The sequence below is a fragment of the Bradyrhizobium sp. MI1.11 genome (assembly GCF_055811255.1).
On record NZ_JBVVPM010000057.1, the window covers coordinates 1 to 23,049 of the forward strand.

Consider the following 23,049-nt stretch of genomic DNA (forward strand, 5'->3'; position numbering starts at 1 on the left):
CCCCCCCCCCCCCCCCCCCCCCCCCCCCCCCCCCCCCCCCCCCCCCCCCCCCCCCCCCCCCCCCCCCCCCCCCGCCGGTCTCATTTGTGTTGCCCTGAACGCCGTGTCCCCGTTTCCGTGGCAAAGCCATAGATCAGTGCCAGCCGGTCCAGACATTCACGAAAACGCCGCGCAAAATAGTCGATCCAGCGCTGCGTACGGACGGCGCGACGCTGGCCGATCTCGTCCATGGTCAGGCCCAGCACCAACACGTCGTGCACTAGCGCGGCGCCGTCTGTGCCGAGTTCGCGCTCGATCCGGTTCAGCCGCAGCACCGCCTCGCGTTGGCTCTCGGTGACCGGCTCGCGCGTGCGCGCCCCATCGACATATTCGCGAGTCGGGTCCATTGCCTGAAGGCCTCGTTCGGCCCTCTCCCAATCGTTCTGGAAGGCGCGCCCGCCGCGATACTGTGCCTCGTCGATCTGATGGTGCGCGTGCAGCCGGCCGAGCGGATCGCAGCGGATCGACCGCACGGCCATGATCTTCTCGCCGGGGTCGAGCGCCAGCGGATTGTCCACCTCGACTTCCGCCACCTCCGCATTGAACGGTATCTCACGTGAGCGTCGGTCGTAGACATTCGCCAATTTATAGGACCTGTTGCGTCGGACACGTGCCACTCGGATACTCCTTGCGAAATTGACGATTGAACGGGCGGGCGTCAGGTCAGGCGGCAGAGACCAGCCTCAGCACGACGGGGCCGGCGACGCGGGCGGATCCAGCTCCGGCGCGGCGCGTCAGGCGCGCATGCGGCGTGCAATAGCTCGAGCCCGGCGCCCGCGGATGGCCGCAGAAGGTGATCTCCTCCCCGTCCTTGTCGCCGCCATAGGGATAGCGACAGTCCTCGCTAGCGAGTTCGACCAACGGGACCAAGCGGGGCTGGACGCCGACGCAGCGCAACTTGACGGGCGCGGCAGGCTTCATCGCGGATTTCGGCGGCAGGGTCAGCCCCGTGGGGCGGTGCGGCAGGACAAGACAGGCTCCCGACGGCAACGCCGGGACGATCGACGGGCTCGTCGTCCGTATCTGCACGACCAGCCCGAGCCGCTTGGCGCGGCCGACCACCGCGTTGCGCGTGTAAGCCGTTCCAAACCTTGCGTTAATCCGTCTTCCGATCTCCGCATAAGACATTCCCTTGAGAAAATAGTCGCGAAGCGCGTCGGAGTGCTCCGACGACCAATGGCCCGGTTCCATGCTGCTGTCCTGTGATGCGCCTCCTCCGATCGCACGATCGCGAGGCGGAGCCCACATTCCGGTATTCCGAAGTCGAAGTCAAGCGACAATTCTGATATTCATAATTGCATCAATTCCGAATTTCGGATTACAAGAGGCGGGACGATGGACAATCGAGGGAATCACCATGTTGGACGCTGCAATGATCGAACGGGGCCTGGAAAAGACGGGCAAGAGCAAGGGTGGCCTGGCGGCTGCCATGGGCGTTCGCCCCGGCGCTGTCTCGGAGATCCTCGGCGGCGAGCGCCTTGTGAAGGCTTCGGAAATCATCCCGATCATGGAATATCTCGAGCTCAATCTCGCGCCGATCATGGGCCGCGTTGGGGCCGGTGCCGTGATCGAGCCGGATTATGAGCAGGTTCCCCCGGAAGGCCTTGGCGACATCGCGCTGCCCTTTCCGATCATGGAGGAGACCATCGCATTCGAGATCGTGGGCGATTCGATGCTGCCCAAATACGAGAGCGGCGACGTGATCGTGGTCTACAAGGACCAGCGCCATCCGCTGTCGAGCTTCTACGGCGAGGAGGCCGTGGTCCGGCTCAAGACCGGCGAGCGCTATCTGAAGACTATCGAGCGGGGTAAATCCCCCTCCGTCGTCAATCTCACCAGCTTCAATGCCAAGCAGATCGTCGGCGTGAAACTGGAGTGGGTCGGCGAGATCTGCCTGTCCATGCCCAAGGGGCAGCTGGAGCGGTTGCGCGCCAAGTCGGCGCGCCCTCGCAAGCGGAGCAAGTAGGCTCTAATTCCGTTTTTTCGAAATGCACCTTGACTTGATTCCGTTTTTCGGAAATACTCTGCCGTGCCCGACCATGGGGCACGGCAGGATCGTTTCATGCAGTATTTCGTCGTGATGATCGACTATGGGCGCCGCGGCCGGGAAGCGGTCGTCGACCCTGAAATCACCAGGCGCGAGGTCATTTCCCGCGTCGCCTCAGGTGAATATCGGAATATCTCGTTCATCCAGGAGATCGTGGAGAACTCGGTCGAAGACGTGACCGAGGCGATCCTCGCCGAGGCTGCCCTGCCCCGGATCCCGCCCGAAGAAGTCGACCTCCAGGCCCTGCGCCTCGATCACGCCCGCGATCTGCGCAAGCATGAGCGGACGTGACGCAGGCCCAAGCGGCTTGCGCCACAGCCCGTTCGGAGATCACACCGTGAGAACGGTTGATCCCGTGGTCTTGCGCGCGGCGAGATCGGCATGGGCTTTGGCGGCGTCCTTCAGTGGATAGGTCTGGTGCACCTCGATCTTGACCGCGCCGGACTTGACGACGTCGAACAGCTCGCCTGCCATCGCGACCAGGCTTTCACGCTTGGCGGCGTAGGTGAACAGCGTCGGTCGGGTGACGTAGAGCGAGCCCTTCTGCGCGAGCAAACCGAGATTGAGCGGCTCGACAGCGCCGGAGGACGCACCGAACAGCGCGGCGACGCCGAGCGGCGCGAGGCAGTCGAGCGACTTCAAGAACGTATCCTTGCCGACGGAGTCATAGACCACCGGCACCTTTTTGCCGCCAGTGATTTCGTCCACGCGCTTCACGAAATCCTCGCGGCTATAGATGATGACATGGTCGCAGCCATGCGCCTTGGCGAGCTTGGCCTTCTCGTCGTTGCTGACGGTGCCGATCACGGTCGCGCCGAGATGCTTGGCCCACTGGCAGAGAATCAGGCCGACGCCACCGGCGGCCGCATGGAGCAGGATGGTGTCGCCGGCCTTCACGCGATAGGTCTGCCGGATCAGATATTGCGTGGTGAGCCCCTTCAGCATCATCGCCGCCGCGGTCTTGTCGTCGATACCGTCCGGCAGCTTCAGCAGTCGGTCGGCCGGGATCAGCCGCGCCTCGGAATAGGCGCCGAGCGGCGAGGCGCCGTAGGCGACGCGATCGCCCGGCTTCACATCGGTGACACCGGGCCCGACCTCCTCGACGACGCCAGCAGCCTCGCTACCAAGCCCGCTCGGCAGTTGCGCCGGGTAAAGGCCCGAACGGTTGTAGATATCGACGAAGTTGAGACCGACGGCGGTATGGCGGATTCGCGCCTCGCCCGGTCCGGGCTTGCCGACACTGACCTCCTCCCAGACCAGCACTTCCGGACCACCGGTCTTGTGAAAGCGAATGGCATGCGTCATGGGCGTTGCTCCCTTATCGTTGAGGTCAGAGTCCGAATACCGGATCGGGCTTTTGAAATAGGTATTTGGTCCGCCCGTCACAGTACAGAGACGTAACAAGAATGTCACAGCGAACGACAAACCTCCGCTGTTCCGCCTCTGTTCGAAAGAGTTGATGTCGGCCTTGCGCCGGCCGGCAGTAGCCTTCGCGCGGGTTTGGAGGTCGTCTGCGAAGGAGAGCCGAGATGCCAGCTTATGTAAAGCATCATCAGGATATCGAGATCGCGCCTGTGATTTGCCCCGCTTGCATGGGGTTCCTTCCGATGTATGTGCGCGAGGTCGAACCGCATTGGAGTCTTGCCAAGATCGACTTCGTCTATGAATGCGCAGATTGCGGCGCCGAGGTCAGACAGACGATCCGCAAGCCGGAGTTGCTGCGGCACTGATCGCGCGGCCGGTAGCCGCCCGACTATTTGCGTTGAGCGGAAGAAACGCCCATTGGCGCGGGTCTGGCCTCTCCCAAACGAGGCTTGTTCTTTGCCGTGAACGCAGGCAGAACAAGCCTCAATCAAGACCTTTGGGAGCGCCTTCTCGTGGCTGAACAGAAGCCCTCGACAGCGATCGAGGCAGTGGAGAGCGGCCTCGCCGCGCAAGGCTACATCGCGAGCCGGCAGATCGCGACCGCCGTGTATTTGTCGCAACAGATCGAGAAGCCGATCCTGGTCGAAGGGCCCGCGGGCGTCGGCAAGACCGAGCTTGCCAAGGCGATCGCGGCCTGGCGCGGCCTGAAGATGATCCGCCTGCAATGCTACGAAGGCCTCGACGAGGCCAAGGCGCTCTATGAATGGAAATACGCCAAGCAGCTTCTCTACACGCAGATCCTCAAGGACAAGCTCGGCGAAGTCCTGGGCGGCGCGCAGACTCTGCACGCTGCACTTAATCAGCTCCACGATTTCGGCGACGTGTTCTTCTCAAAGGAGTTTGTCGAGCCGCGGCCGCTGCTGCAAGCGCTGGAGCAGCCGGGTGGCTGCGTGCTCCTGATCGACGAGATCGACAAGTCGGATGCGGAATTCGAATCGCTGCTGCTGGAAATTCTCTCCGATTTCCAGGTCACGATCCCCGAACTCGGCACCGTCTCCGCAATCACGCCGCCAACGGTGATCCTCACCTCCAACAGCGAGCGCGATCTCGGCGATGCCCTGAAGCGGCGCTGCCTGCATCTGCACATCGGCTTCCCCGAGCAGCGGCTCGAGGAGCGCATCGTCGAGAGCCGCGTCCCCAACATCTCGCAGACGCTGCGGCGGCAGATGGTCGGCTTCATCCACGAAATCCGCTCGCTCGACCTGAAGAAGCTGCCTTCAGTCAGCGAGACCATCGACTGGGCGCGCGTGCTGGTGCTCTTGCAGGCCTCGGAGCTCGACAGCGAGATCGTCAAGGACACGCTCAACGTGCTCCTGAAATACGAGGCCGACATCGAGGCGGCTCAGCCTCAGATTACGACCTTCATTGCCAAGGCAGCACGATCCAACGTCTTCGGTTGACGCCGATGCGCGAGAATATTCATCGTTTTTTCCGTGCGGCACGGGGCGCCGGCGTCCATGTCTCGCCTGCCGAAAGCATCGATGCGATGCGCGCGGTCGCGCAGGTCGGCGTTTCCGACCGGACCATCCTGCGCGATGCGCTCCTTCTGACGCTCGCCAAGTCGCAGGACGAAAAGCTCGCGCTCGGTGACTGCTTCGACCTGTTCTTCAGCCAGCCGGAGCCGCGGCAGGAACAATCTGAAGCCGACAGCAACGATGTTTCGGAGGACCCGGATCAATCTCCATCATCTGGTGAGGCCAGCGATGCAAGCGGCGGTTCGCCTCCCGCAGAATTGGGCCCCCTCGCGCAGATGCTGCTGTCGCAGGATCGCAACGCGATCACCGCCGCGATCGCCAGCGCCTCAGGTGCGGCCTCCCTGTCCGACATCCGCTACTCCACCCAGCGCGGCATCTTCTCCAGCCGCATCCTCGACGCCATGGGGCTCCAGCGGCTACGCGACGATCTCGACGAGCTGACCCCGACCAATCCCGCACTGGCCGAGCGGCTTCGCGCCGCGCTCGATGCCTTGCGCGAAGCCGTTCGCGACACCGTCGCGCAGGGGCTTGCGCTCTATGCCCGCGAGGAGGCTGAAAACCTCCGCAACGAGATTCTGCGCAACGCGCCGCTTGCCCGCATCGAGCGGCGCCATGTCGCGGAGATGCGCGCTCTCATCCGCCAGATCGCACGGCGCCTGCGCGAGCGCTATTCGAAACCACGCAAGCGCCAACGGCGCGGTCATCTCGACGTCCGCCGCACGCTGCGCCGGAACGCCGCCTGGGGCGGCATCCCCTTTCTCACAGCCTGGAAGCGCAAGCATCGCGACCGGCCGAAGATCGTGGCGCTCTGCGATGTCTCGGGCTCAGTCGCGCAGGTCTCGGATTTCTTCCTGCTCCTGATCCATTCGCTGCACGAGGTCGTCGACGACGTCCATTCCTTCGCCTTCTCCTCGCATCTGATCGAAGTCAGCGACATCCTTGAATCGAAACCGCCGGAAGAAGCGATGGCCGAGATCATGTCCAAGGTCGGCTTCGGCTCCTCCGACTACGGCTCTTCGCTGGTCGATTTCGAGAAGGAGTTCATGAGCGCGCTGACGCCGCAGACCACGGTGATCGTGCTGGGCGATGCCCGCAGCAACAATCTCGATCCGCGCGCCGACATCCTGCGCCGCATCTCGGAGCGCTCGAAACGGCTGGTGTGGCTCAATCCCGAAGGACGTCTCGCCTGGGGCTTTGGCGATTCCGAGATGCCGCGCTATGCGACCTTCTGCAGCGTGGTGCGCCAGTGCGCGACCGCGCAGCAGCTCGAGCGCGCGGTGTCCGATATTGTGGCGACTTATCAGTAGGCCTTACCCACAGCCGACGTCAGTTTCGCACCAGCTCCGTCTGAGCCACATTGCACTCCCGGAAATGATAGGCGATCTCGTCAAGCGCGCGCTGCTCCCATTCTTGAGCTTGCGCAAGCCAGAAAACCCGGCGCTGGAAATCAAGCGCGGCGCGCTCCCGGCACAGGGATTCCTGACTGCGAATTTCGACCAGTCTGTTCATGCACTCCACTCCTGCCGTGTGAAGCTATTCCCCGCGAATCAGCGTAACAAAATCTCCAACCCTTCGTCTCATGATTTCTGTGCATATTGCGACGCAGAATGGGACAGCAGCGCTTCCCGTGCAGTGCGGTTGTCCGCGGACCAACATCAAGCCCACATCATCAATATGTGATCGAGGCTCCGGACGATCCTAGTGATCGAGCGGTCTTAACTCTTGTGGCGCAATGGCGTGCAGCAATTTGTGAAGAGAAGTTCTAAATACCTCACCGAATTCCCGACTCATTGTCGTCGCACGGTCTTCATGCAGCGCCACTAACAGAGGCGCACGAACGGCACTATGGCTTGAGGCAGCATGAGCAGCGACATCGACTTCGATCTTTCGCCAGACCAATGGGAGGTCCTGAAGGCGCTTCGCAACCCGGTGTCGAACGGTCGCCTTTCCAAGGCCTATCTCATCGAGAGCCTCGTCAAGCTCGGTCTTGTCGTCGTCTGCGACGGCGTCCCGGTCATGACCCCGAATGGACGCAAGGTGCTGGTACGCGGATCGTGTCGGCTGCTAGATCTCGCGGCGTGACGCGGCCACCCGCGTGCGGAACGTGACCGTAGGACCGCAAAATCGCCTGTCCAGTGACCGACGGCACCTCGAACGGTTTCCCGGTGCCGATGCGGATGCCCGGTCGCACCGCAAAAGCGACCAAATAGACCTCCTCCTCAGCGAAAACCGCGACAATCTGGCACGCTAGTTGCTCCTTTCGACGATCGAGACGTCGTCAAAACGGGGGAGTCACCATGTCGACCATTGCCGCGGCCCCGGCCGCCGAGCCAAAGCCGCTCTACACATCGCTGTTCGTCCAGGTCCTGGCCGCGCTGATCCTCGGCATCATCCTGGGTGTGGCCGCGCCGGATTTTGCCATCTCCCTCAAGATCCTTAGCGACGCCTTCCTGAAGCTGATTTCGATGATCGTGGCGCCGATCGTGTTCTGCGTCGTCGTGCACGGCATTGCCGGCGCGGGCGACCTCAAGAAGGTCGGACGGGTCGGCGTCAAGGCGCTGGTCTATTTCGAGGTGATGACCACAGTCGCGCTCGTGGTAGGTCTCATCCTGGCCTACACTTTCGGCCCCGGCCACGGCATGAACATCGACCCCTCGACGCTGGACGCGAAGGCGCTCAACACCTACGCCGACAACGCCCACAAGCTTCAGGGCGGCGGCATCGGCTCCTTCCTCCTCAACGTAATCCCGAGCACCTCGTTCGACGCGTTGTCGCGCAACGACGTGCTCCAGGTGCTGTTCTTCGCCGTGCTGTTCGGCGTAGGCCTCGCACTGGTCGGCGGCGAGAAAGGCAAGCTCGTCACGTCGATGATCGATGCCGCCTCGACCGTGCTGTTCCGCGTCATGGGGCTTATCGTCCGCGTTGCTCCACTCGGCGTGCTCGGCGCAGTCGCCTACACCGTCGGCAAATACGGCGTCGGCTCGCTCAAGCAGCTCGTCTCACTGGTGGCGCTGTTCTACGTCTCGGTCGGCATCTTCGTGCTGGGCGTGCTCGGCGGCGTCATGGCGCTCGCCGGCATCAACATCCTCAAATTCCTCGCCTACCTGCGCGAGGAGTTGACCATCGTGCTCGCGACCGCCTCGTCCGACGCCGTGCTGCCGCAGATCATGAAGAAGCTGGAGCGGATGGGCGTGAAGGATTCCGTCGTCGGCCTCGTCATCCCGACCGGATATTCCTTCAACCTCGACGCCTTCTCGATCTACCTCACGCTCGCAGTCGTTTTCATCGCGCAGGCGACCAACACGCCGCTGTCCTTCGGCGATCTCCTGCTGGTGCTCGGCGTCTCCCTGATCACCTCGAAGGGCGCGCATGGCGTGCCGGGCTCCGCGATCGTGATTCTGGCGGCGACGCTGAACGCGGTGCCGAGCATCCCTGCGATCGGCCTCGTGCTGGTTTTGTCGGTCGACTGGTTCATCGGCATGGCTCGCGCGGTCGGCAACCTCACCGGCAATTGCGTTGCGACCGTGGTTGTGGCCGCCTGGGAAGGCGACCTTGACCGCGCCAAGGCGGCCAAGGTGCTCGACGGTGGCGAGCTTGTGGACGTGACGGCGGGGTAATGACCGCCGTTCAGTCATTCCACTGGAGGAGCGGCGTTCCATGCGCCCTCCTCCAGACGGAGAGGAAACGCGGAAACCAGGAGTGGGCCACGGCCCCCTTGTAAGCCCAGGTGCGATATTTCAGGCCCTGTTCCGAGATCAGTTCCTGATAGCCGCCGTGGACCTCGGTCGCGGTGCGAATGTCCTTCAGAATTCCCTGGGCGCAGGATCGGTAGGTATCGCTCCCCGAGAATTCGTCATAATCCAGCATGCGATCCGCGAACTCGACGTTGAACGTCGGCCAGGAGGAACGTCCCTGGTAGGCGGGAGCCGCGATCTTGTGGATCATCTTGTTCCGCGGATTATCCGCGGACACCAGGAAGTGGAATGTGCTGGGGATGCGAAAGCGCGGCTCCGCAATGATCAGATCCGCCGTGGCCGCGAACAGCGCGCGCTCGGCCGGCTCGCTCATATCCCAGAAGCCGCGATGCACACTGGCGAAATCCAGCGCGACCGAGGACGCCGGCGAGCCCGTGGGGCCGTCCAGGGAATGCCTGATATAGCCGTCCTTGCCGAACAGGCGGAGCAGGTCCCTCTTGTACTGCGCCAGGTCGCGTCCGAGCCGCCGCTTCAGCTCGTTCTCGTCGACGATTCCGAGCTGCACGCCCCACACGAACGTCGTGTAGACGCAGGCATTGGTGACGAAACGCCTGCGCTCGGCGCGCGTGTCGGTTGCCGCGGAGCGCGGAGCACTGGCGTCGCACAGCAAATAGGTGGAGCCATCATCATTGAACGGTTCGAGCTCGCTTGCGAGCTGGAGGATCGCACGCTTCAGATCGCCGCAATATTCGGCCAGCAGCAGGCGGCCGGCATGCGCGCATTGCGACATCGCCAGATAGGATGACGCTCTCTCCTCGGCCGAGATCATCTGCCGCAGGCCGGCCAGAATGCCGAGCAGCGTATCCGAAGGGCGCGAGAAATAGTTCACGCCGAGATACCGGGCGCGCCCGGCCGGGACGATGGTCGTCGTGACGACGTTGGCGCGAACCGCTTCCAGCAGCAGCCGGACGCTCTTGTCGAGCAGACGAGCCCGTCGCACCGCATCCTGCGAATCCATGATGGTGTCGGGATCGAGGACGTCGGGATAGAACCAGGCGAAGTCGCGCGGATAATACGCAGAGGCGTGCGGCGCGCCGGTGACGAGAAAGGACTCAGATACCGCAAAGGCACTGTCCATCGAGTGCCGGTAAAGGTCCTCGATGGACGTGAACGGATGATGCGACTTCCTCAGGAATCGATCACCGAGAAAGTTCACCGCCTGAAGCGCGTTGGCAACGAAGGTCGCCGTCAGGCCTTGGTAAAACCGGTTTCCGCGATGGGATGGAGAAGAGATGCCGCTGTTCATAGGCGCCGTCGAATGGGTCTCGTGGTCCGGCGGGAGGCCGTCGCGGCTCCAGACCTGTCTGATTCGTGTCTCTATCCCGTGACTTGCGGGCTCAGTTTAGCCTTCCCGCGGCCGAAAGTTCTCGATCACGCGCAGCAACACCCGCGCGCCGGCGTCGGCATCGGCGAGCTCGACATGCTCGTCCGGGTGATGGCTGATGCCGCCGCGGCAGCGGACGAAGATCATGGCGACATCGGCAATATCGATCATGGCCATGCCGTCATGCCCGGCCCCGCTCGGCAGCTCGAAGACGGAAAAACCTTCCGCTTTGATCGCCTGCGCGATCTGCTCCTTGAGCCAGGGCGCACAAGGCGCGGTGCGGTTCTCGTGGGTGACGTCGAGCTGAAGCGTCAATTGACGCCGCTTTGCGATGGCTTCGATTTGCCTGACGGCATCGGCGACCGCGCGCTTGCGGTGCATGTCGGTCGGCGCCCGCATGTCGATGGTGAACGACACCTCGCCCGGAATGACGTTGGTCGCGCCGGGCCTCGCCTGGATGTAGCCGACGGTGCCGACCAGCCCGCCTTCGTCGGTGCGGCAAAACTGCTCGATCGCGCCGATGCATTCGGCCGCGCCCGCCAACGCATCGCGCCGGAGCGCCATCGGCACCGTGCCCGCGTGCCCCGCCATGCCGGTCAGCCGCGCGGCAAGCCGTGTCGCGCCCGCGATCGCGGTGACCACCCCGACGGGCAGGTTTTGTGCTTCCAGCACCGGCCCTTGCTCGATGTGCAGCTCGAGATAGGCAAGCAGCTCGCGCCGGGCCCGAGCAGCCGCGCCGATATGATCGGGATCGAGCCCGAACTGCACCAGCGCATCGCGCATGGCGACGCCATCGCTGTCGCGTGTGTTGAGGACGCTTTCGTCAAAAGTGCCGGCTACCGCGCGGCTGCCGAGCAGGGTCGAGGCAAAGCGCACCCCTTCCTCATCCGCAAAACCGACGATTTCGATCGCGAACGGGAGGCGCTTGCCGCGACGGTTGAGATCGGCGACGCAGGCGATCGCCGTGATCACGCCCAGTGGCCCGTCCCATTTGCCGGCATCGCGGACGGTGTCGTAGTGCGAGCCGAGCATCAGGCAAGGCGCGCCAGGCCGCTCACCTTCGTAGCGCCCGCAGACATTGCCGATCGCGTCGAGACGCGCACTCATGCCGGCGTCGCGCATCCAGCTCAGGATGAGGTCCGCCGCCTTGCGCAGCTCGCTGGTCAGATAGACGCGGGTGAGCTTGTCGCCTTCTTCCGAGATCGCCGCGAGCTCGTTGATCCCTCGCACGATCTCTTCGCCGAGCGAACCATTCTGAACGGCGTTACCAGCAGCCATCTCGGCGAGCTTTCCATCTCTTGGGACCGCGGCGACGGCGGTCCTGGCGGCAATCGATTCAAGTTCGGTGCCAGCGAAATCACGCTGCCGACGCCGGTCCAAGCAGCGCGTGGTTAGCATGGAATGCCGCCGCCGGCAGACCGCCCGGCCCTCGTCATGCACATGTTCAAGCCGGGTAAGACCTGCTTAACTCCATTGCATACAACTATAAAATAATGCCTATAATTTCATCTGCTGCTTTCATGCTCAGGTTCGGAACACATGAAATAACAATATATTTTCAACGACTTATTCGGAAATGCTCTCTCAATAGCCTCTGGCACGAAGCTTGCGACAATTGATCCCGGGCTCCGCCAGACCGGCGCAGCGCGAGATGAGGCGGTGCATCCGCCAAGGGGAGCAAGCAATGGAATTTGGCAGGATCTCACGACGTCATTTGTTGCAGGGCGGTGCGGCCCTCACGCTCGGCGCGGCGGCCGGCGCCCGCCCGGCCTTTGCGGCCGAGACGACCATCGGGTTCATCTATGTCGGCTCGCGCGACGACTATGGCTACAACCAGGCGCATGCCCAGGGCGCGGCCGCGCTGAAGAAGATTCCCGGCCTCAAGGTCGTGGAAGAAGAGAAGGTGCCCGAGACCGACGCGGTCGAGAAGACGATGGAGTCGATGATCAATCTCGACGGCGCCACCCTGCTCTTCCCGACCTCGTTCGGTTACTACAATCCGCACATGGTCAAGATGGCCAACAAATTCCCGAAGCTGCACTTCGAGCATTGTGGCGGCCTGTGGAGCGACAAGGACCCGAAGAACGCCGGCAGCTATTTCGGCTATATCGATGAAGCCCAGTACATCTCGGGCATCGTCGCCGGCTATAGCTCCAAGAGCGGCAAGCTCGGCTTCGTCGCCGCCAAGCCGATCCCGCAAGTGCTGCGCAACATCAACGCATTCGCGCTCGGCGCGAGGCTTGCCAATCCCAAGGCCACCACGCAGGTCATCTTCACCGGTGACTGGTCGATGCCGGTCAAGGAAGCCGAGGCCACCAACAGCCTGATCGATCAGGGCGTCGACGTCCTCACTTGCCATGTCGACGGTCCGAAGACCATGGTCGAGAACGCCGCGCGTCGGGGCGCCATGGTGTGCGGCTATCACGTCAACCAGTCGCCGCTCGCGCCGAAGGCGTATCTCACGGGCGCCGAGTGGAACTGGGAAGCGCTGTACCCCAAATTCGTCAAGATGATCGCCGCCGGCGAGAGCATCCCGAACTTCTATCGCGGCGGCCTCAAGGAAGAGATCGTCAAGACCTCGCCCTATGGCGAAGCGGTCTCCGCCGAGGCGCGCAAGCACGCCGACGACGTCAAGGCCAAGTTCTTGTCCGGTGACGGCTACGCCATCTTCAAGGGAGGGCTGGTCGACAACAAGGGCAAGACGGTGATCGCGGCCGGCACCGATCGCGGCCAGAAGGACCCCGAACTCGAGAAGATGGACTATCTCGTGGAGGGCGTGGTCGGGGCGACTTCGTGACGGCGGAAGCTGCGGATCCCGTTGAAGCGGTCGGGACAGTTGCCCCGGCCGCCGATCCGGGATTCCTCCAGCGTCACGGCGGAGCGATCGAATATATCCTGATCCCGGGCGCGGCGCTGGCCGCCGCGCTCGTGGTCTTCGGCATCTTCGTCGCGATGTTCGGCAAGAACCCGCTCGACCTCTATTTCTACATGTACTACGGCGCGTTCGGCACCTGGTTCTCATGGCAGAACACGCTGACGCGCGCGGCGCCGCTGATCCTCACCGCGCTCTGCACGGCGCTGCCTGCGCAGCTCGGCATGGTCATCATCGGCGGCGAAGGCGCACTCCTGATCGGCGCGCTGTCGGCAACCAGCGCAGCACTGGTGCTTCAGGGCATGCCGCCGCTGATCGTTCAGATCGCCATGGTCGTCGGCGGCGTGATCGGCGGTGGCCTGTGGGTCATGCTTTCGGGCGCGCTGCGGCAATATCGCGGCGTCAACGAGACGATATCGAGCCTGTTGCTCGTCTACATCGCGCTCGCGGTCCTCAACCATCTCGTCGAAGGCGCGATGCGCGACCCCGCCAGCCTCAACAAGCCGTCGACCCGCGAGATCGGCGCGGCCAACATGATCGGATCGATCCCCGGCATCGACGTGCATTGGGGTCTCGTATTCGGCCTGATCGCCGCGATTGCCGCCTATATCCTGATCTATCACACCGTGTTCGGCTTCGCCGCGCGCGTTGCCGGCGGCAACATCCGCGCTGCGAAGATCGTCGGTCTCAATGTCAGCAAGCTGATCCTGACCATCTGCTTCCTCGCCGGCGGTGCTGCGGGCCTTGCCGGCATGGTCGAGGTCGCCGCGGTGCAGGGGCGCACCAATGCCAATCTCGCCGCAGGCTACGGCTTCACAGGGATTCTCGTCGCCTTCCTGGCGCGGCAAAATCCGCTCGCCATTATCCCCGTCGCGATCCTGCTCGGGGGTATCAGCGCCAGCGGCGGGCTGTTGCAGCGCCGCCTCGGATTGCCGGATGCATCCGTGCTGGTGCTGCAAGGCATCATCTTCGTCTTCGTGCTGGCCAGCGATGCGCTCTATGGCCGCATCGGGTTTCTGAAGGGAAAGTCCTGAGATGGCAGACGGCTCGATCGGACTCTGGACCGTCCCACTCGCCGTGCTCGGCGGCGCCATTCGCGTCTCGACGCCGTTCCTGTTCGTGAGCCTGGGCGAATGCATCACCGAGCGCTCCGGCCGCATCAATCTCGGCCTCGAGGGCACGCTGGTGATGGGCGCGATGAGCGCCTACGGCATTTCCTACCTCACGGGATCGCCGTGGCTGGGCGTGCTCGCCGCTGGCATTACCGGCGCGCTTCTGGGCGCCCTGCATGCCGGCATCTGCTCACTGCCGCGCGTCAACGACATTGCGGTCGGCATCGCGCTGATGCTGTTCGGCACCGGCCTAGCTTTCTATCTCGGCAAACCGTTGATCGAGCCGACAGCGCCTCGACTGCCCGCAATCGATTTCGGCTGGTGGAGCGACATTCCGCAGGTACGGGCGGCCCTACGGGTCAACGTGCTGTTCCTGATCGGCGTCGCGCTCGCGCCAATTCTCTACTGGGCCTTCCGGACCACGCGCTGGGGCCTCCTGATCCGCACCGCCGGCGAGAGTTCGGACGCTGCGCGTGCGATGGGCCACTCCGTGCTGCTGATCCGCCTGCGCGCGACCATGGTCGGCGGCTTCCTCGCCGGCATCGGCGGTTCGTTCCTGTCGCTGTTCTATCCCGGAAGCTGGAACGAGGGCCTGTCCTCGGGCCAGGGCATCACGGCCGTGGCGCTCGTGATCTTCGCGCGCTGGGACCCGATGCTGTGTCTGTGGGCCTCGCTCGCCTTTGGCGGTGCTGCAGCACTGGGCCCGGCGCTGCAATCGGTCGGCGTCACCTCCGGCTACCACCTCTTCAACGCCGCACCCTACATCCTGACGCTGGCGATCATGATCATCACCTGCTCGCCGAAACGCACGCTGACCGGAGCCCCGGCCGAATTGTCGATCACCCGCTAGGAAGCAAACCATGCCCGAGCGCACCATCAAGTCCGATCCGTATGCCTGGCCCTATAACGGCGATCTCCGCCCCGAGAACACCGCGCTCATCATCATCGACATGCAGACCGATTTCTGCGGCGTCGGCGGCTATGTCGACAAGATGGGCTATGACCTGTCCCTAACGCGGGCGCCGATCGAGCCGATCAAGAAATTGCTGACAGCTATGCGCGTCCAAGGCTTTCACATCATCCATACCCGCGAAGGCCACCGTCCCGATCTCTCGGATCTGCCCGCCAACAAGCGCTGGCGTTCCCGGCAGATCGGCGCCGGCATTGGCGATCCCGGCCCGTGCGGCCGCATCCTGGTGCGCGGCGAGCCCGGCTGGGACATCATCCCGGAGCTCGCGCCGCTGCCCGGCGAACCGATCATCGACAAGCCCGGCAAGGGCTCGTTCTGCGCCACCGATCTGGAGCTGATCCTGCGCGTGCGCGGCATCGAGAACATCGTGCTCACCGGGATCACCACCGACGTTTGCGTTCACACCACCATGCGCGAGGCCAACGACCGCGGCTTCGAATGCGTGCTGTTGCATGACTGCTGCGGTGCGACCGACAAGAGCAATCACGAGCACGCGCTGAAGATGATCAAGATGCAGGGCGGCGTGTTCGGTGCGGTCTCGACCTCCGACGCTTTCATCGGAGCGATTTCGTGATCGTCGGCGAAACGCCGCCGCCCTCGGGCGCCTTCGGCATCGATGCCATCGCCATGACCATGCGCTTCGGTGATTTCCTGGCGCTGGACAATGTCGCGCTGAAAGTGCGGCCGGGTTCGTTCCATGCGCTGCTCGGCGAGAACGGCGCCGGCAAGTCGACCCTCGTCAAATGCATCATGGGCTACTATCACGCCACCGAAGGCGACATCCTCGTCGGGGGGCGCGAGCAGGCGATCGGCAATCCGAAGGACGCCCACGCACTCGGCCTCGGCATGGTCTACCAGCATTTCACGCTGGTGCCGGCGATGACGGTCGCCGAAAATCTGGTACTGGCGCGCGACGACGTGCCGGCTGTCGTGAACTGGCCGAAAGAGATGAAGGAGCTCGAGACCTTTCTCGCGCGTATGCCGTTCAAGGTCCCGCTCAGCGCAAAAGTCTCCGACATCTCGGCCGGTGAACGGCAGAAGTGCGAGATCCTCAAGCAGCTCTACCTGAAGCGCCGCTTCCTGATCCTGGACGAGCCGACTTCGGTTCTGACCCCGGCGGAAGCAGACGAAGTGCTCGGCATGCTCCGCGACATGGTCGTCAAGGGCGAGCTGACCATCCTGATGATCACGCACAAGTTCCGCGAGGTCATGGCCTTCGCCGACGACGTCACGATCCTTCGACGCGGCAAGCTCGCTGGCGCCGGCAAGGTTTCCGAACTGACGCCGGACGCGATGGCGCGCACCATGATCGGCGCCGAGGAGCTGACGGTACAGCCGCCGCGCACCGGCGAGGCCGGCAAGGCGAGGCTGGAGCTGGCAAAGATGCGCGCGCTCGACGACGCCGGCGCCATCGCCGTGCACGACGTCTCCCTCACTGTCCGTGCCGGCGAGATCGTCGGCATTGCCGGCGTCTCGGGCAACGGCCAGCGCCAGCTCGTCGAGGTGTTGGCCGGGCAGCGCGCAGCCGAGAGTGGCGAGATCCGCGTCGCGGGCGCCCCCTATCACGCCAGCCGCGAGGAGATGCGGCGGCACAATATGTCACTCCTGCCGGAGGAGCCGCTGAAGAACGCTTGTGTCGGCGGCATGAGCGTTGCCGACAACATCGCCTTCCGCGAGTTCGACCGCGCGCCCTTCGCAAGCGGCGGCTGGTGGCTCAACCGCGGCGCCTTCCGCGTCGACGCCGGGAAGAAGATCGCCCAGTACAAGATCAAGACCCGCACGCCTGACACGCCGATCTCGGCATTGTCGGGCGGCAATGTCCAGCGCGCCGTGCTGGCCCGCGAGCTCGGCGGCGACGTCGAGGTGCTGATCGCAGCCAATCCCTGTTTCGGGCTCGATTTCGCAGCGGTGGCGCAAATCCATGCCGAGATCATGGCCGCGCGTAACCGCGGCGCCGCGGTGCTGTTGGTCAGCGAGGACCTCGACGAACTCCTTGAACTCTCCGATCGGCTGGTGGTGATGTTCCACGGCGAATTCGTGTATGAAGCACGGACCAGCGAAGCCGATCTGACCGTTGTCGGCCGGCATATGGCGGGGCATTGACCAGGGAAGAGCGATGAGCGGCGGGTCCGAGCGCGACGAGCACTTCCTCCGCCTTTCGTTTGCGGTCGCCCGCCGTTCCCTCACCCACGGCAATCATCCCTTCGGTTGCATCGTCGTCGATGCTGAAGGCAAGGTGCTGATCGAGGCCGAGAACGGCTACATGCCGGATCACGACGGCACCGCGCATGCCGAGCGCCTCGCCGCCACGCAGGCCTGCCGCACGCTCGGACGCGAGGTGTTGGCGAAGGCCACGCTCTATTCCTCCGCCGAGCCCTGCGCGATGTGCGCCGGCGCGATCTACTGGGCCGGCATCGGTCGTATCGTCTATGGGCTCAGCGAGCACCGCCTGCGCGGCATCACCGGCGATCATCCGGAGAACCCGACGCTCGACCTGCCCTGTCGCGAGGTCTTTGCCAGTGGCCAGCGGCCGACAGAGGTTGCGGGGCCGCTGCTCGAAGACGAGGCCGAAGCGCTGCACGATGGCGTGTGGACGAAGTAGCAAACACCAATTCAATTTCGTAGAGCGCGCCGACGGCTCATCCCCTACGTTCCTACCCACAAACGAAGATGACGCCGCGGAGGTTTGACGCGGCGCCATCGTCGTTCACCTGAAGCGTGTCAGGTGGCTAGAACTTCACAGTGACACCGGAGTAGAGCGAGGACTCGGTGCAGGAGCCGGTGCTCACCCTCGCGCCACCGGCCAGGGTGGTGCAGGCCACGGCGTTGTTGTGATCGAGGCCGAACTTGTTCTGCCAATAGCGGTAGGCGACCCAGACGTCCACGAAGTGCGAGTACTTCTCACCCCAAACCGCCTTCGAAGCATCGAGGGTCAGGCGGATCGGCTCGGAGTTGAACTCGACCTTGGTGGGATAGACGCCGTTGGCGACGCTGGCGGGAAGCGGCTCAGTGTCGGTGCCCTTCTTGCCGTACCACGCCGCGCGGCCGCTGATCGAGAAATACTGCATGTTCTGCGGCAGGAAGCCGAGGTCCATATAGTAGTTGGTTTCGATCGCCCAGGTCGGCTTGAACGACGTGTTGCCGTCGGCAATACACGGAGCGGACCAACCGGCGCCGCACTGCGAGAAGGAGTTGTGGTTGGCGAACTCCCAGTACACGAGCGGCGCGACGTTGAAGTAGCCCTTATAGGGAAGATCGAAGGCGAACTGCAGACCGGCGACGACGTCGCGCTTGGCGGCGCCGAAATACCGGTTCTCCGTGTTGGCATCCATGCCAACCTCGAACGAGATGTTATGCAGCGGGCCCTGCGTGAAGGCCTTGGTGTTGAAGATCTCGTTCCAGCCGAAGGTCGAGCGGAAAAGGCCGTAGATTTCTGTCGCGCCGGCACAGCTCGTCGGCGTCGCTGCGAAGCCCGCAGCCGGCGAAACGACCACGCCTGTGGCGGTACACGGGCCTGCCGGATCGTTGTGGTCCGACTTGAACATCGAGATGGTGAAGAAATTGGTGCCGTAGGTCCAGGCATCGAAGTGGGTGAAGGAGTAGACCTGCTTCGTCGTCTTGGCGTTGATCACGCCGTTGGTGTTGGTGAACGCACCGGGCTGCGAGGCATTGAAGATATAGGAGAAGGTGACGCGGTCGTCGATCACCAGGAAGAACGGAAGGTCGGCCGCTTTCTTGGCAGCCTTCACCGGCAGATCCGCCGCCTGCGCCAGGCCACTGGTAGCAACCGTAGCAAGTGACAGCGCGCCTGCTGCAATTGCCTTGAAACGAAACGACATCCTGAATACCCCCAAGTTTGGACACGTAAAAATGAACGTCCCTTGGGTGCGACACTTGCGCCGATCTCCCGGAGTGAGAAGCCTCAACTTGTTTCAAGGTATGCCGCTTGTTTGCACAGGGCGCTGCGTTTCACCGGCGGATTTGGAAGGCCAAAGTCACCGCCACGCCGTCGGGCGAGAGTGGCCATTGCCGGATATTCCCATTTGATTTCGCTCGCCTTTTCATGTCGGCCGGACAATGCAGACAAGATGGGCGGGAGCCACTGTCGAGGTGTTCGCAAATGCATACGCTCGATGGCGCGTCTCTGCTCAACTTCACGCCAAGCCTGCATAGCGGGTTCCGATTTGGCTTGAGCCGTCACAAATTTGCAACAGGCGTTACACGCAAGCCGTGACTGCCAAGGCTGCTCGGAAGGAATCTGAGGACGATCGCCACTGGCGAGAGCCGCGACTCGCCGACACCTCGTGCTGCCGAAGCGTTGAGCAAGGGATGACGCTTTTTCACACCTTACGCGGCGGTTCAAACTAGCTCAGTATTGAGGCACTTCTCCCCATGCAAGCGCATCAGCGAATGTTGGACTCAACGACTAACGGCCTGCATTCCGGCGAGTCCCCGCTCCTCAGGACGATCGGGCTTACCAAGCGCTATGGGGATTTCCTCGCCAACGACGCCATCGACATCGATATCTGGCCAACGGAAATCCACGCGCTGCTGGGCGAGAACGGTGCCGGCAAGTCGACGCTGGTCAAGGCGATTTACGGGCTGATCCAGCCCAGCGCCGGCCAGATTTGTTGGCAGGGCCAGCCGATCGTGCTGTCCGGTCCCTCGGAGGCGCGCAGCCGCGGCATCGGCATGGTGTTCCAGCATTTCTCGTTGTTCGACAATCTCACCGTCGCCGAGAACGTTGCGCTCGGCCTCGACGGGAAAGAATCTTTCAAGGACATGTCGGCGCGGCTTGAGCAGGTGTCGAAGACTTATGGTCTGCCGCTCGATCCTAAACGCGAGGTCTGGCAATTGTCGGTCGGCGAGCGCCAGCGCATCGAGATCGTCCGCGCGCTGATGCAGGATCCGCAATTCCTGATCCTTGACGAGCCCACCGCGGTGCTGACGCCACAGGAAGCCGACCAGCTCTTCGTCGTGCTGGAGCGGCTCAAGGCCGAAGGTCGCGCCATCCTCTATATCAGCCACAAGCTCGAAGAGGTGAAGCGCCTGTGCGACACGGCAACGATCCTGCGCGGCGGCAAGAAGGTGGAGACCTGCAATCCCAGGCTTGAGACCGCCGCTTCGCTCGCGCGCATGATGGTCGGCAGCGAGATCAAGGAGGTGAAGGCGGCCGCCGGCCGGCAGACCACGGTGCCGCGCCTCGTCGTCAACGATCTCTCGCTCGCCCCCGGCGAGGCGCATGGCGTGCGGCTCGCGCACATCTCGTTCGAGTTGAAAGGCGGCGAGATCCTCGGCATCGCCGGGGTCGCCGGCAACGGCCAAGACGAACTGTTCGCCGCGCTGTCCGGCGAACGCCTGTCGAAGGATCCCGGCACGATCGTGATCGAAGGCCTTGCTGCCGGCCATCTCTCGATCACGCAGCGCCGCAAGCTCGGCGCGGCTTTCGTTCCCGAGGAGCGGCTCGGCCACGGCACCGCGCCGCGCATGAAACTTTCGGAGAATGCGCTGCTCACCGGGCACGCCGCCAGCGGCATGGTCCATCACGGCTTCATCGATACTGCGGCCACCCTGAAGACGGTCGACCGCGCAACCGAGACCTTCGACGTCCGCAAGGCCAAGCGCGATCCGGAAGCAGCATCCCTCTCCGGCGGCAATTTGCAAAAATTCATCGTGGGACGCGAGATCCTGCGCAATCCCGCGGTGCTGGTGGTGAGCCAGCCGACCTGGGGCGTCGATGCCGGCGCGGCCGCCGTCATCCGCCAGGCGCTGCTTGATCTCGCAACCGCAGGCGCTGCCGTGCTCGTGACCAGCCAGGACCTCGACGAACTCGCGGAAATCGCCGACCGCATCGCGGTGATGTTCCATGGCCATCTGTCCGCACCGCTCGCCACCAGCGAGGCGACGCGCGAAAAACTCGGCCTGTTGATGGGCGGCAGCACGCTGGAGCCGAAGGAGGCCGCGCATGCAGTTGGTGCTTGACAAGCGCGCCGAGCGCTCCAACACGATCGCGCTGATCTCTCCGCTGATCGCGATCGGCCTCACGATCGTGACCATGGTCATCCTGTTCGCTATCCTTGGCAAGAATCCGCTGCTCGCGCTGCACGCGTATTTCATCGCGCCTTTGACCGACAGCTATTCGCTCCAGGAAATCGCGGTGAAGGCGACACCGCTGGTGATGATCGCGATCGGGCTGTCGCTCTGCTATCTCGCCAATGCCTGGAACATCGGCGCCGAAGGGCAGTTCCTGATCGGCGCGGTCGCCGGAAGCTGGATTGCGGTGAAGACGCAGGGCACCGACGCTGGCATCTGGGTGCTGCCGGTCATGCTGGTGCTCGCCGCTGCCGCAGGCGCGCTCTACGCGCTGATCCCGGCAATCTGCAAGGTGAAGTTCGGCGCCAGCGAGATCCTGACCAGCCTGATGCTGGTCTATGTCGCCGATCTCTTCCTCGACTATCTCGTGCGCGGCCCCTGGCGCGATCCGCACGGTTTCAACTTCCCGACCACCGCCGAGTTCGATCCGGTCGCAACGGTGCCGCTGCTGATCGAAGGCGGCCGGCTGCATCTTGGCTCCATCATCGCCCTTCTTGTCGTCGCGGCGGTGGCGATCCTGCTCGGGCGAACGATCAAGGGATTCGAGATTCGCGTGGTCGGTGCGGCGCCCCGCGCCGCGCGGTTCGGCGGCTTCAATTCCAACCAGTTGGTCATCCTGACCTTCGCCGTCTCGGGCGCGCTGGCGGGTCTCGCCGGCATCATCGAGGTCGCGGGTCCGGTCGGGCATCTCCAGCCCGGCATCTCGCCGGGTTACGGTTTTACCGCGATCATCGTCGCCTTTCTCGGCCGGCTGAACCCGCTTGGAATATTAATTGCAGGCCTTTTTCTCGCGTTGACCTTTATCGGCGGCGAGCAGGCGCAGATCGCGATGAAGGTCCCGTTGGACGTCACCAAAGTTTTTCAAGGCATCCTGCTGTTCTACGTGCTCGCCTGCGATTCCCTCATTCTCTACCGCTTCAAGCTGGTTTTCCCGAACCGACAGGTGGCTCGTGGAACTCATTGAAGCCATCGTCCTCGCGGTGCTCGCCGCCTCGACGCCGCTCCTGATCGCGGCGACCGGCGAGCTCGTGACCGAACGATCCGGCGTGCTCAATCTCGGCGTCGAGGGCATGATGATCGTCGGCGCCGCGTGTGGCTTTGCAGGTGCTTGGCTGACCGGCTCGATCTTTATTGGCGCACTGTTCGGGATCGTCGCTGGCACCTTGATGTCACTGGTCTTCGCGCTGATGGCGCTCGGGCTTGCGGTCAACCAGGTTGCGACAGGGCTGGCGCTGACCATCCTGGGCGTCGGACTCTCCGGCCTGATCGGCGCCGGTTTCGTCGGCGAGCGCATCACGCCGGCGCTGCATCTCAACATTCCCGGCCTCACGGATATTCCGCTGGTCGGCCGCGTGTTGTTCGGCGAGGACGCCTTCGTCTATTTCTCGCTGGCGCTGGTCGCCGGCGTCTGGTGGTTCCTGTACCGCACGCGGCCAGGATTGATCCTGCGCTCCTGCGGCGACAACCACGTGTCTGCGCATGCACTCGGCTACCCCGTGCTGCGCATCCGCACCTTCGCCGTGATGTTCGGCGGCGCCTGCGCCGGACTTGCCGGCGCTTATCTGCCGCTCGCCTATACGCCGTTCTTCATTCCGGGCATGACCGCAGGCCGCGGCTGGATCGCGCTGGCGCTGGTGGTGTTCTCGTCCTGGCGTCCGGGCCGCCTCGTGGTCGGCGCGTATCTATTCGGCGCGGTGACGATCCTGCAGCTGCACGCGCAGGGCTGGGGCGTCGGCATTCCCTCGCAGTTGATGTCGGCGCTGCCTTACCTTGCGACTGTCATCGTCCTGGTCCTGCTCTCCCGCGCGCGCACGGGCGGATCCACCGCACCGGCTGCGCTTGGCACCGTGTTCGTGCCTGACCGCTAGCGTTTCATTTCCGGGGCGGGCGCGATGGGGCGCGCACGTTGCGGATCGTGGCTTTCCCCTGATGTTTGG

At 63.8% G+C, this 23,049-nt stretch carries 23 protein-coding genes; 16 read left to right on the forward strand and 7 right to left on the reverse strand.

Features of this window, described 5'->3' with window-relative positions; translation table 11 throughout:
* Window positions 1–80: 80 nt before the first annotated feature.
* Both AC0L30_RS34910 and AC0L30_RS34915 read right to left on the reverse strand, forming a co-directional pair.
* Window positions 81–656 (reverse strand): hypothetical protein, encoded by a 576-nt coding sequence (locus AC0L30_RS34910; protein ID WP_007601488.1) that lies wholly within the window; start codon window positions 654–656, stop codon window positions 81–83.
* Between the two features lie 46 nt (window positions 657–702).
* Window positions 703–1,230: a GcrA family cell cycle regulator gene (locus AC0L30_RS34915; protein ID WP_354129178.1), complete on the reverse strand. Its 528-nt coding sequence runs from the start codon at window positions 1,228–1,230 to the stop codon at window positions 703–705.
* Between the two features lie 166 nt (window positions 1,231–1,396).
* Between AC0L30_RS34915 and AC0L30_RS34920 the strand changes: the two genes are divergently transcribed.
* Window positions 1,397–2,005 (forward strand): S24 family peptidase, encoded by a 609-nt coding sequence (locus tag AC0L30_RS34920; protein WP_007601486.1) that lies wholly within the window; start codon window positions 1,397–1,399, stop codon window positions 2,003–2,005.
* 96 nt (window positions 2,006–2,101) lie between these two features.
* Entirely contained in the window at window positions 2,102–2,377 is a 276-nt protein-coding gene (locus AC0L30_RS34925) for a hypothetical protein (protein WP_085395314.1), read from the forward strand.
* A 39-nt stretch (window positions 2,378–2,416) separates the two neighbouring features.
* Here AC0L30_RS34925 and AC0L30_RS34930 read toward each other — a convergent pair whose 3' ends face one another.
* The gene (locus AC0L30_RS34930; RefSeq protein ID WP_354129179.1) at window positions 2,417–3,391 is read right to left on the reverse strand and encodes a quinone oxidoreductase family protein; all 975 of its coding nucleotides are present in this window, start codon (window positions 3,389–3,391) and stop codon (window positions 2,417–2,419) included.
* A 224-nt stretch (window positions 3,392–3,615) separates the two neighbouring features.
* Here AC0L30_RS34930 and AC0L30_RS34935 point away from each other — a divergent pair, with 224 nt between their 5' ends.
* The 3 genes from AC0L30_RS34935 to AC0L30_RS34945 all read left to right on the forward strand — a co-directional run bounded on the left by AC0L30_RS34935 (window position 3,616) and on the right by AC0L30_RS34945 (window position 6,293).
* Window positions 3,616–3,816, forward strand: a complete 201-nt coding sequence (locus AC0L30_RS34935; RefSeq protein ID WP_007601483.1) for a hypothetical protein — start codon at window positions 3,616–3,618, stop codon at window positions 3,814–3,816.
* Between the two features lie 147 nt (window positions 3,817–3,963).
* Window positions 3,964–4,911 carry an AAA family ATPase gene (locus AC0L30_RS34940; protein ID WP_354129180.1) on the forward strand — a complete coding sequence of 316 codons (948 nt, stop codon included), beginning with the start codon at window positions 3,964–3,966 and terminating at the stop codon, window positions 4,909–4,911.
* Between the two features lie 5 nt (window positions 4,912–4,916).
* Window positions 4,917–6,293, forward strand: a complete 1,377-nt coding sequence (locus tag AC0L30_RS34945; RefSeq protein WP_354129181.1) for a vWA domain-containing protein — start codon at window positions 4,917–4,919, stop codon at window positions 6,291–6,293.
* Between the two features lie 19 nt (window positions 6,294–6,312).
* Here the strand turns inward: AC0L30_RS34945 and AC0L30_RS34950 are convergent, their stop codons facing one another.
* Window positions 6,313–6,495 carry a hypothetical protein gene (locus AC0L30_RS34950; RefSeq protein ID WP_007601478.1) on the reverse strand — a complete coding sequence of 61 codons (183 nt, stop codon included), beginning with the start codon at window positions 6,493–6,495 and terminating at the stop codon, window positions 6,313–6,315.
* Between the two features lie 351 nt (window positions 6,496–6,846).
* Here AC0L30_RS34950 and AC0L30_RS34955 point away from each other — a divergent pair, with 351 nt between their 5' ends.
* On the forward strand, window positions 6,847–7,068 hold the full coding sequence (locus AC0L30_RS34955) for a hypothetical protein (protein ID WP_007601477.1): 222 nt from the start codon (window positions 6,847–6,849) through the stop codon (window positions 7,066–7,068).
* 215 nt (window positions 7,069–7,283) lie between these two features.
* Window positions 7,284–8,603, forward strand: a complete 1,320-nt coding sequence (locus tag AC0L30_RS34960) for a dicarboxylate/amino acid:cation symporter (protein WP_018456682.1) — start codon at window positions 7,284–7,286, stop codon at window positions 8,601–8,603.
* A 10-nt stretch (window positions 8,604–8,613) separates the two neighbouring features.
* On the opposite strand, the gene AC0L30_RS34965 is transcribed toward AC0L30_RS34960, so the two are convergent.
* Complete coding sequence (locus tag AC0L30_RS34965) at window positions 8,614–9,987, reverse strand: hypothetical protein (protein WP_007601475.1); 1,374 nt, start codon at window positions 9,985–9,987, stop codon at window positions 8,614–8,616.
* Window positions 9,988–10,083: 96 nt separating this feature from the next.
* The gene (locus AC0L30_RS34970) at window positions 10,084–11,343 is read right to left on the reverse strand and encodes an allantoate amidohydrolase (RefSeq protein ID WP_035995577.1); all 1,260 of its coding nucleotides are present in this window, start codon (window positions 11,341–11,343) and stop codon (window positions 10,084–10,086) included.
* A 406-nt stretch (window positions 11,344–11,749) separates the two neighbouring features.
* Between AC0L30_RS34970 and AC0L30_RS34975 the strand changes: the two genes are divergently transcribed.
* The 6 genes from AC0L30_RS34975 to AC0L30_RS35000 are packed head-to-tail and all read left to right on the forward strand — an operon-like array spanning window position 11,750 to window position 17,621.
* The gene (locus tag AC0L30_RS34975) at window positions 11,750–12,862 is read left to right on the forward strand and encodes a BMP family ABC transporter substrate-binding protein (protein ID WP_354129182.1); all 1,113 of its coding nucleotides are present in this window, start codon (window positions 11,750–11,752) and stop codon (window positions 12,860–12,862) included.
* Window positions 12,859–13,971 carry an ABC transporter permease gene (locus AC0L30_RS34980; RefSeq protein WP_354129183.1) on the forward strand — a complete coding sequence of 371 codons (1,113 nt, stop codon included), beginning with the start codon at window positions 12,859–12,861 and terminating at the stop codon, window positions 13,969–13,971. The genes AC0L30_RS34975 and AC0L30_RS34980 overlap by 4 nt, the downstream gene beginning before the upstream one ends.
* Window position 13,972: 1 nt before the next feature.
* The gene (locus AC0L30_RS34985; RefSeq protein WP_282524256.1) at window positions 13,973–14,899 is read left to right on the forward strand and encodes an ABC transporter permease; all 927 of its coding nucleotides are present in this window, start codon (window positions 13,973–13,975) and stop codon (window positions 14,897–14,899) included.
* Between the two features lie 10 nt (window positions 14,900–14,909).
* Window positions 14,910–15,593 carry a biuret amidohydrolase gene (gene biuH, locus AC0L30_RS34990; RefSeq protein WP_354129184.1) on the forward strand — a complete coding sequence of 228 codons (684 nt, stop codon included), beginning with the start codon at window positions 14,910–14,912 and terminating at the stop codon, window positions 15,591–15,593.
* Entirely contained in the window at window positions 15,590–17,122 is a 1,533-nt protein-coding gene (locus AC0L30_RS34995) for an ABC transporter ATP-binding protein (RefSeq protein WP_354129185.1), read from the forward strand. Before biuH ends, AC0L30_RS34995 begins: the two co-directional genes overlap by 4 nt.
* A 13-nt stretch (window positions 17,123–17,135) precedes the next feature.
* Window positions 17,136–17,621, forward strand: a complete 486-nt coding sequence (locus AC0L30_RS35000) for a nucleoside deaminase (RefSeq protein WP_354129186.1) — start codon at window positions 17,136–17,138, stop codon at window positions 17,619–17,621.
* 127 nt (window positions 17,622–17,748) lie between these two features.
* Here AC0L30_RS35000 and AC0L30_RS35005 read toward each other — a convergent pair whose 3' ends face one another.
* Window positions 17,749–18,858 (reverse strand): hypothetical protein, encoded by a 1,110-nt coding sequence (locus AC0L30_RS35005; protein ID WP_007601464.1) that lies wholly within the window; start codon window positions 18,856–18,858, stop codon window positions 17,749–17,751.
* A gap of 571 nt (window positions 18,859–19,429) precedes the next feature.
* On the opposite strand from AC0L30_RS35005, the gene AC0L30_RS35010 reads away from it, so the two are divergent.
* The 3 genes from AC0L30_RS35010 to AC0L30_RS35020 are packed head-to-tail and all read left to right on the forward strand — an operon-like array spanning window position 19,430 to window position 22,980.
* On the forward strand, window positions 19,430–21,001 hold the full coding sequence (locus AC0L30_RS35010) for an ABC transporter ATP-binding protein (RefSeq protein WP_473406252.1): 1,572 nt from the start codon (window positions 19,430–19,432) through the stop codon (window positions 20,999–21,001).
* The gene (locus AC0L30_RS35015) at window positions 20,985–22,076 is read left to right on the forward strand and encodes an ABC transporter permease (RefSeq protein WP_473406253.1); all 1,092 of its coding nucleotides are present in this window, start codon (window positions 20,985–20,987) and stop codon (window positions 22,074–22,076) included. The genes AC0L30_RS35010 and AC0L30_RS35015 overlap by 17 nt, the downstream gene beginning before the upstream one ends.
* Window positions 22,063–22,980 (forward strand): ABC transporter permease, encoded by a 918-nt coding sequence (locus AC0L30_RS35020; RefSeq protein ID WP_007601460.1) that lies wholly within the window; start codon window positions 22,063–22,065, stop codon window positions 22,978–22,980. The genes AC0L30_RS35015 and AC0L30_RS35020 overlap by 14 nt, the downstream gene beginning before the upstream one ends.
* The last annotated feature ends 69 nt before the right edge of the window (window positions 22,981–23,049 follow it).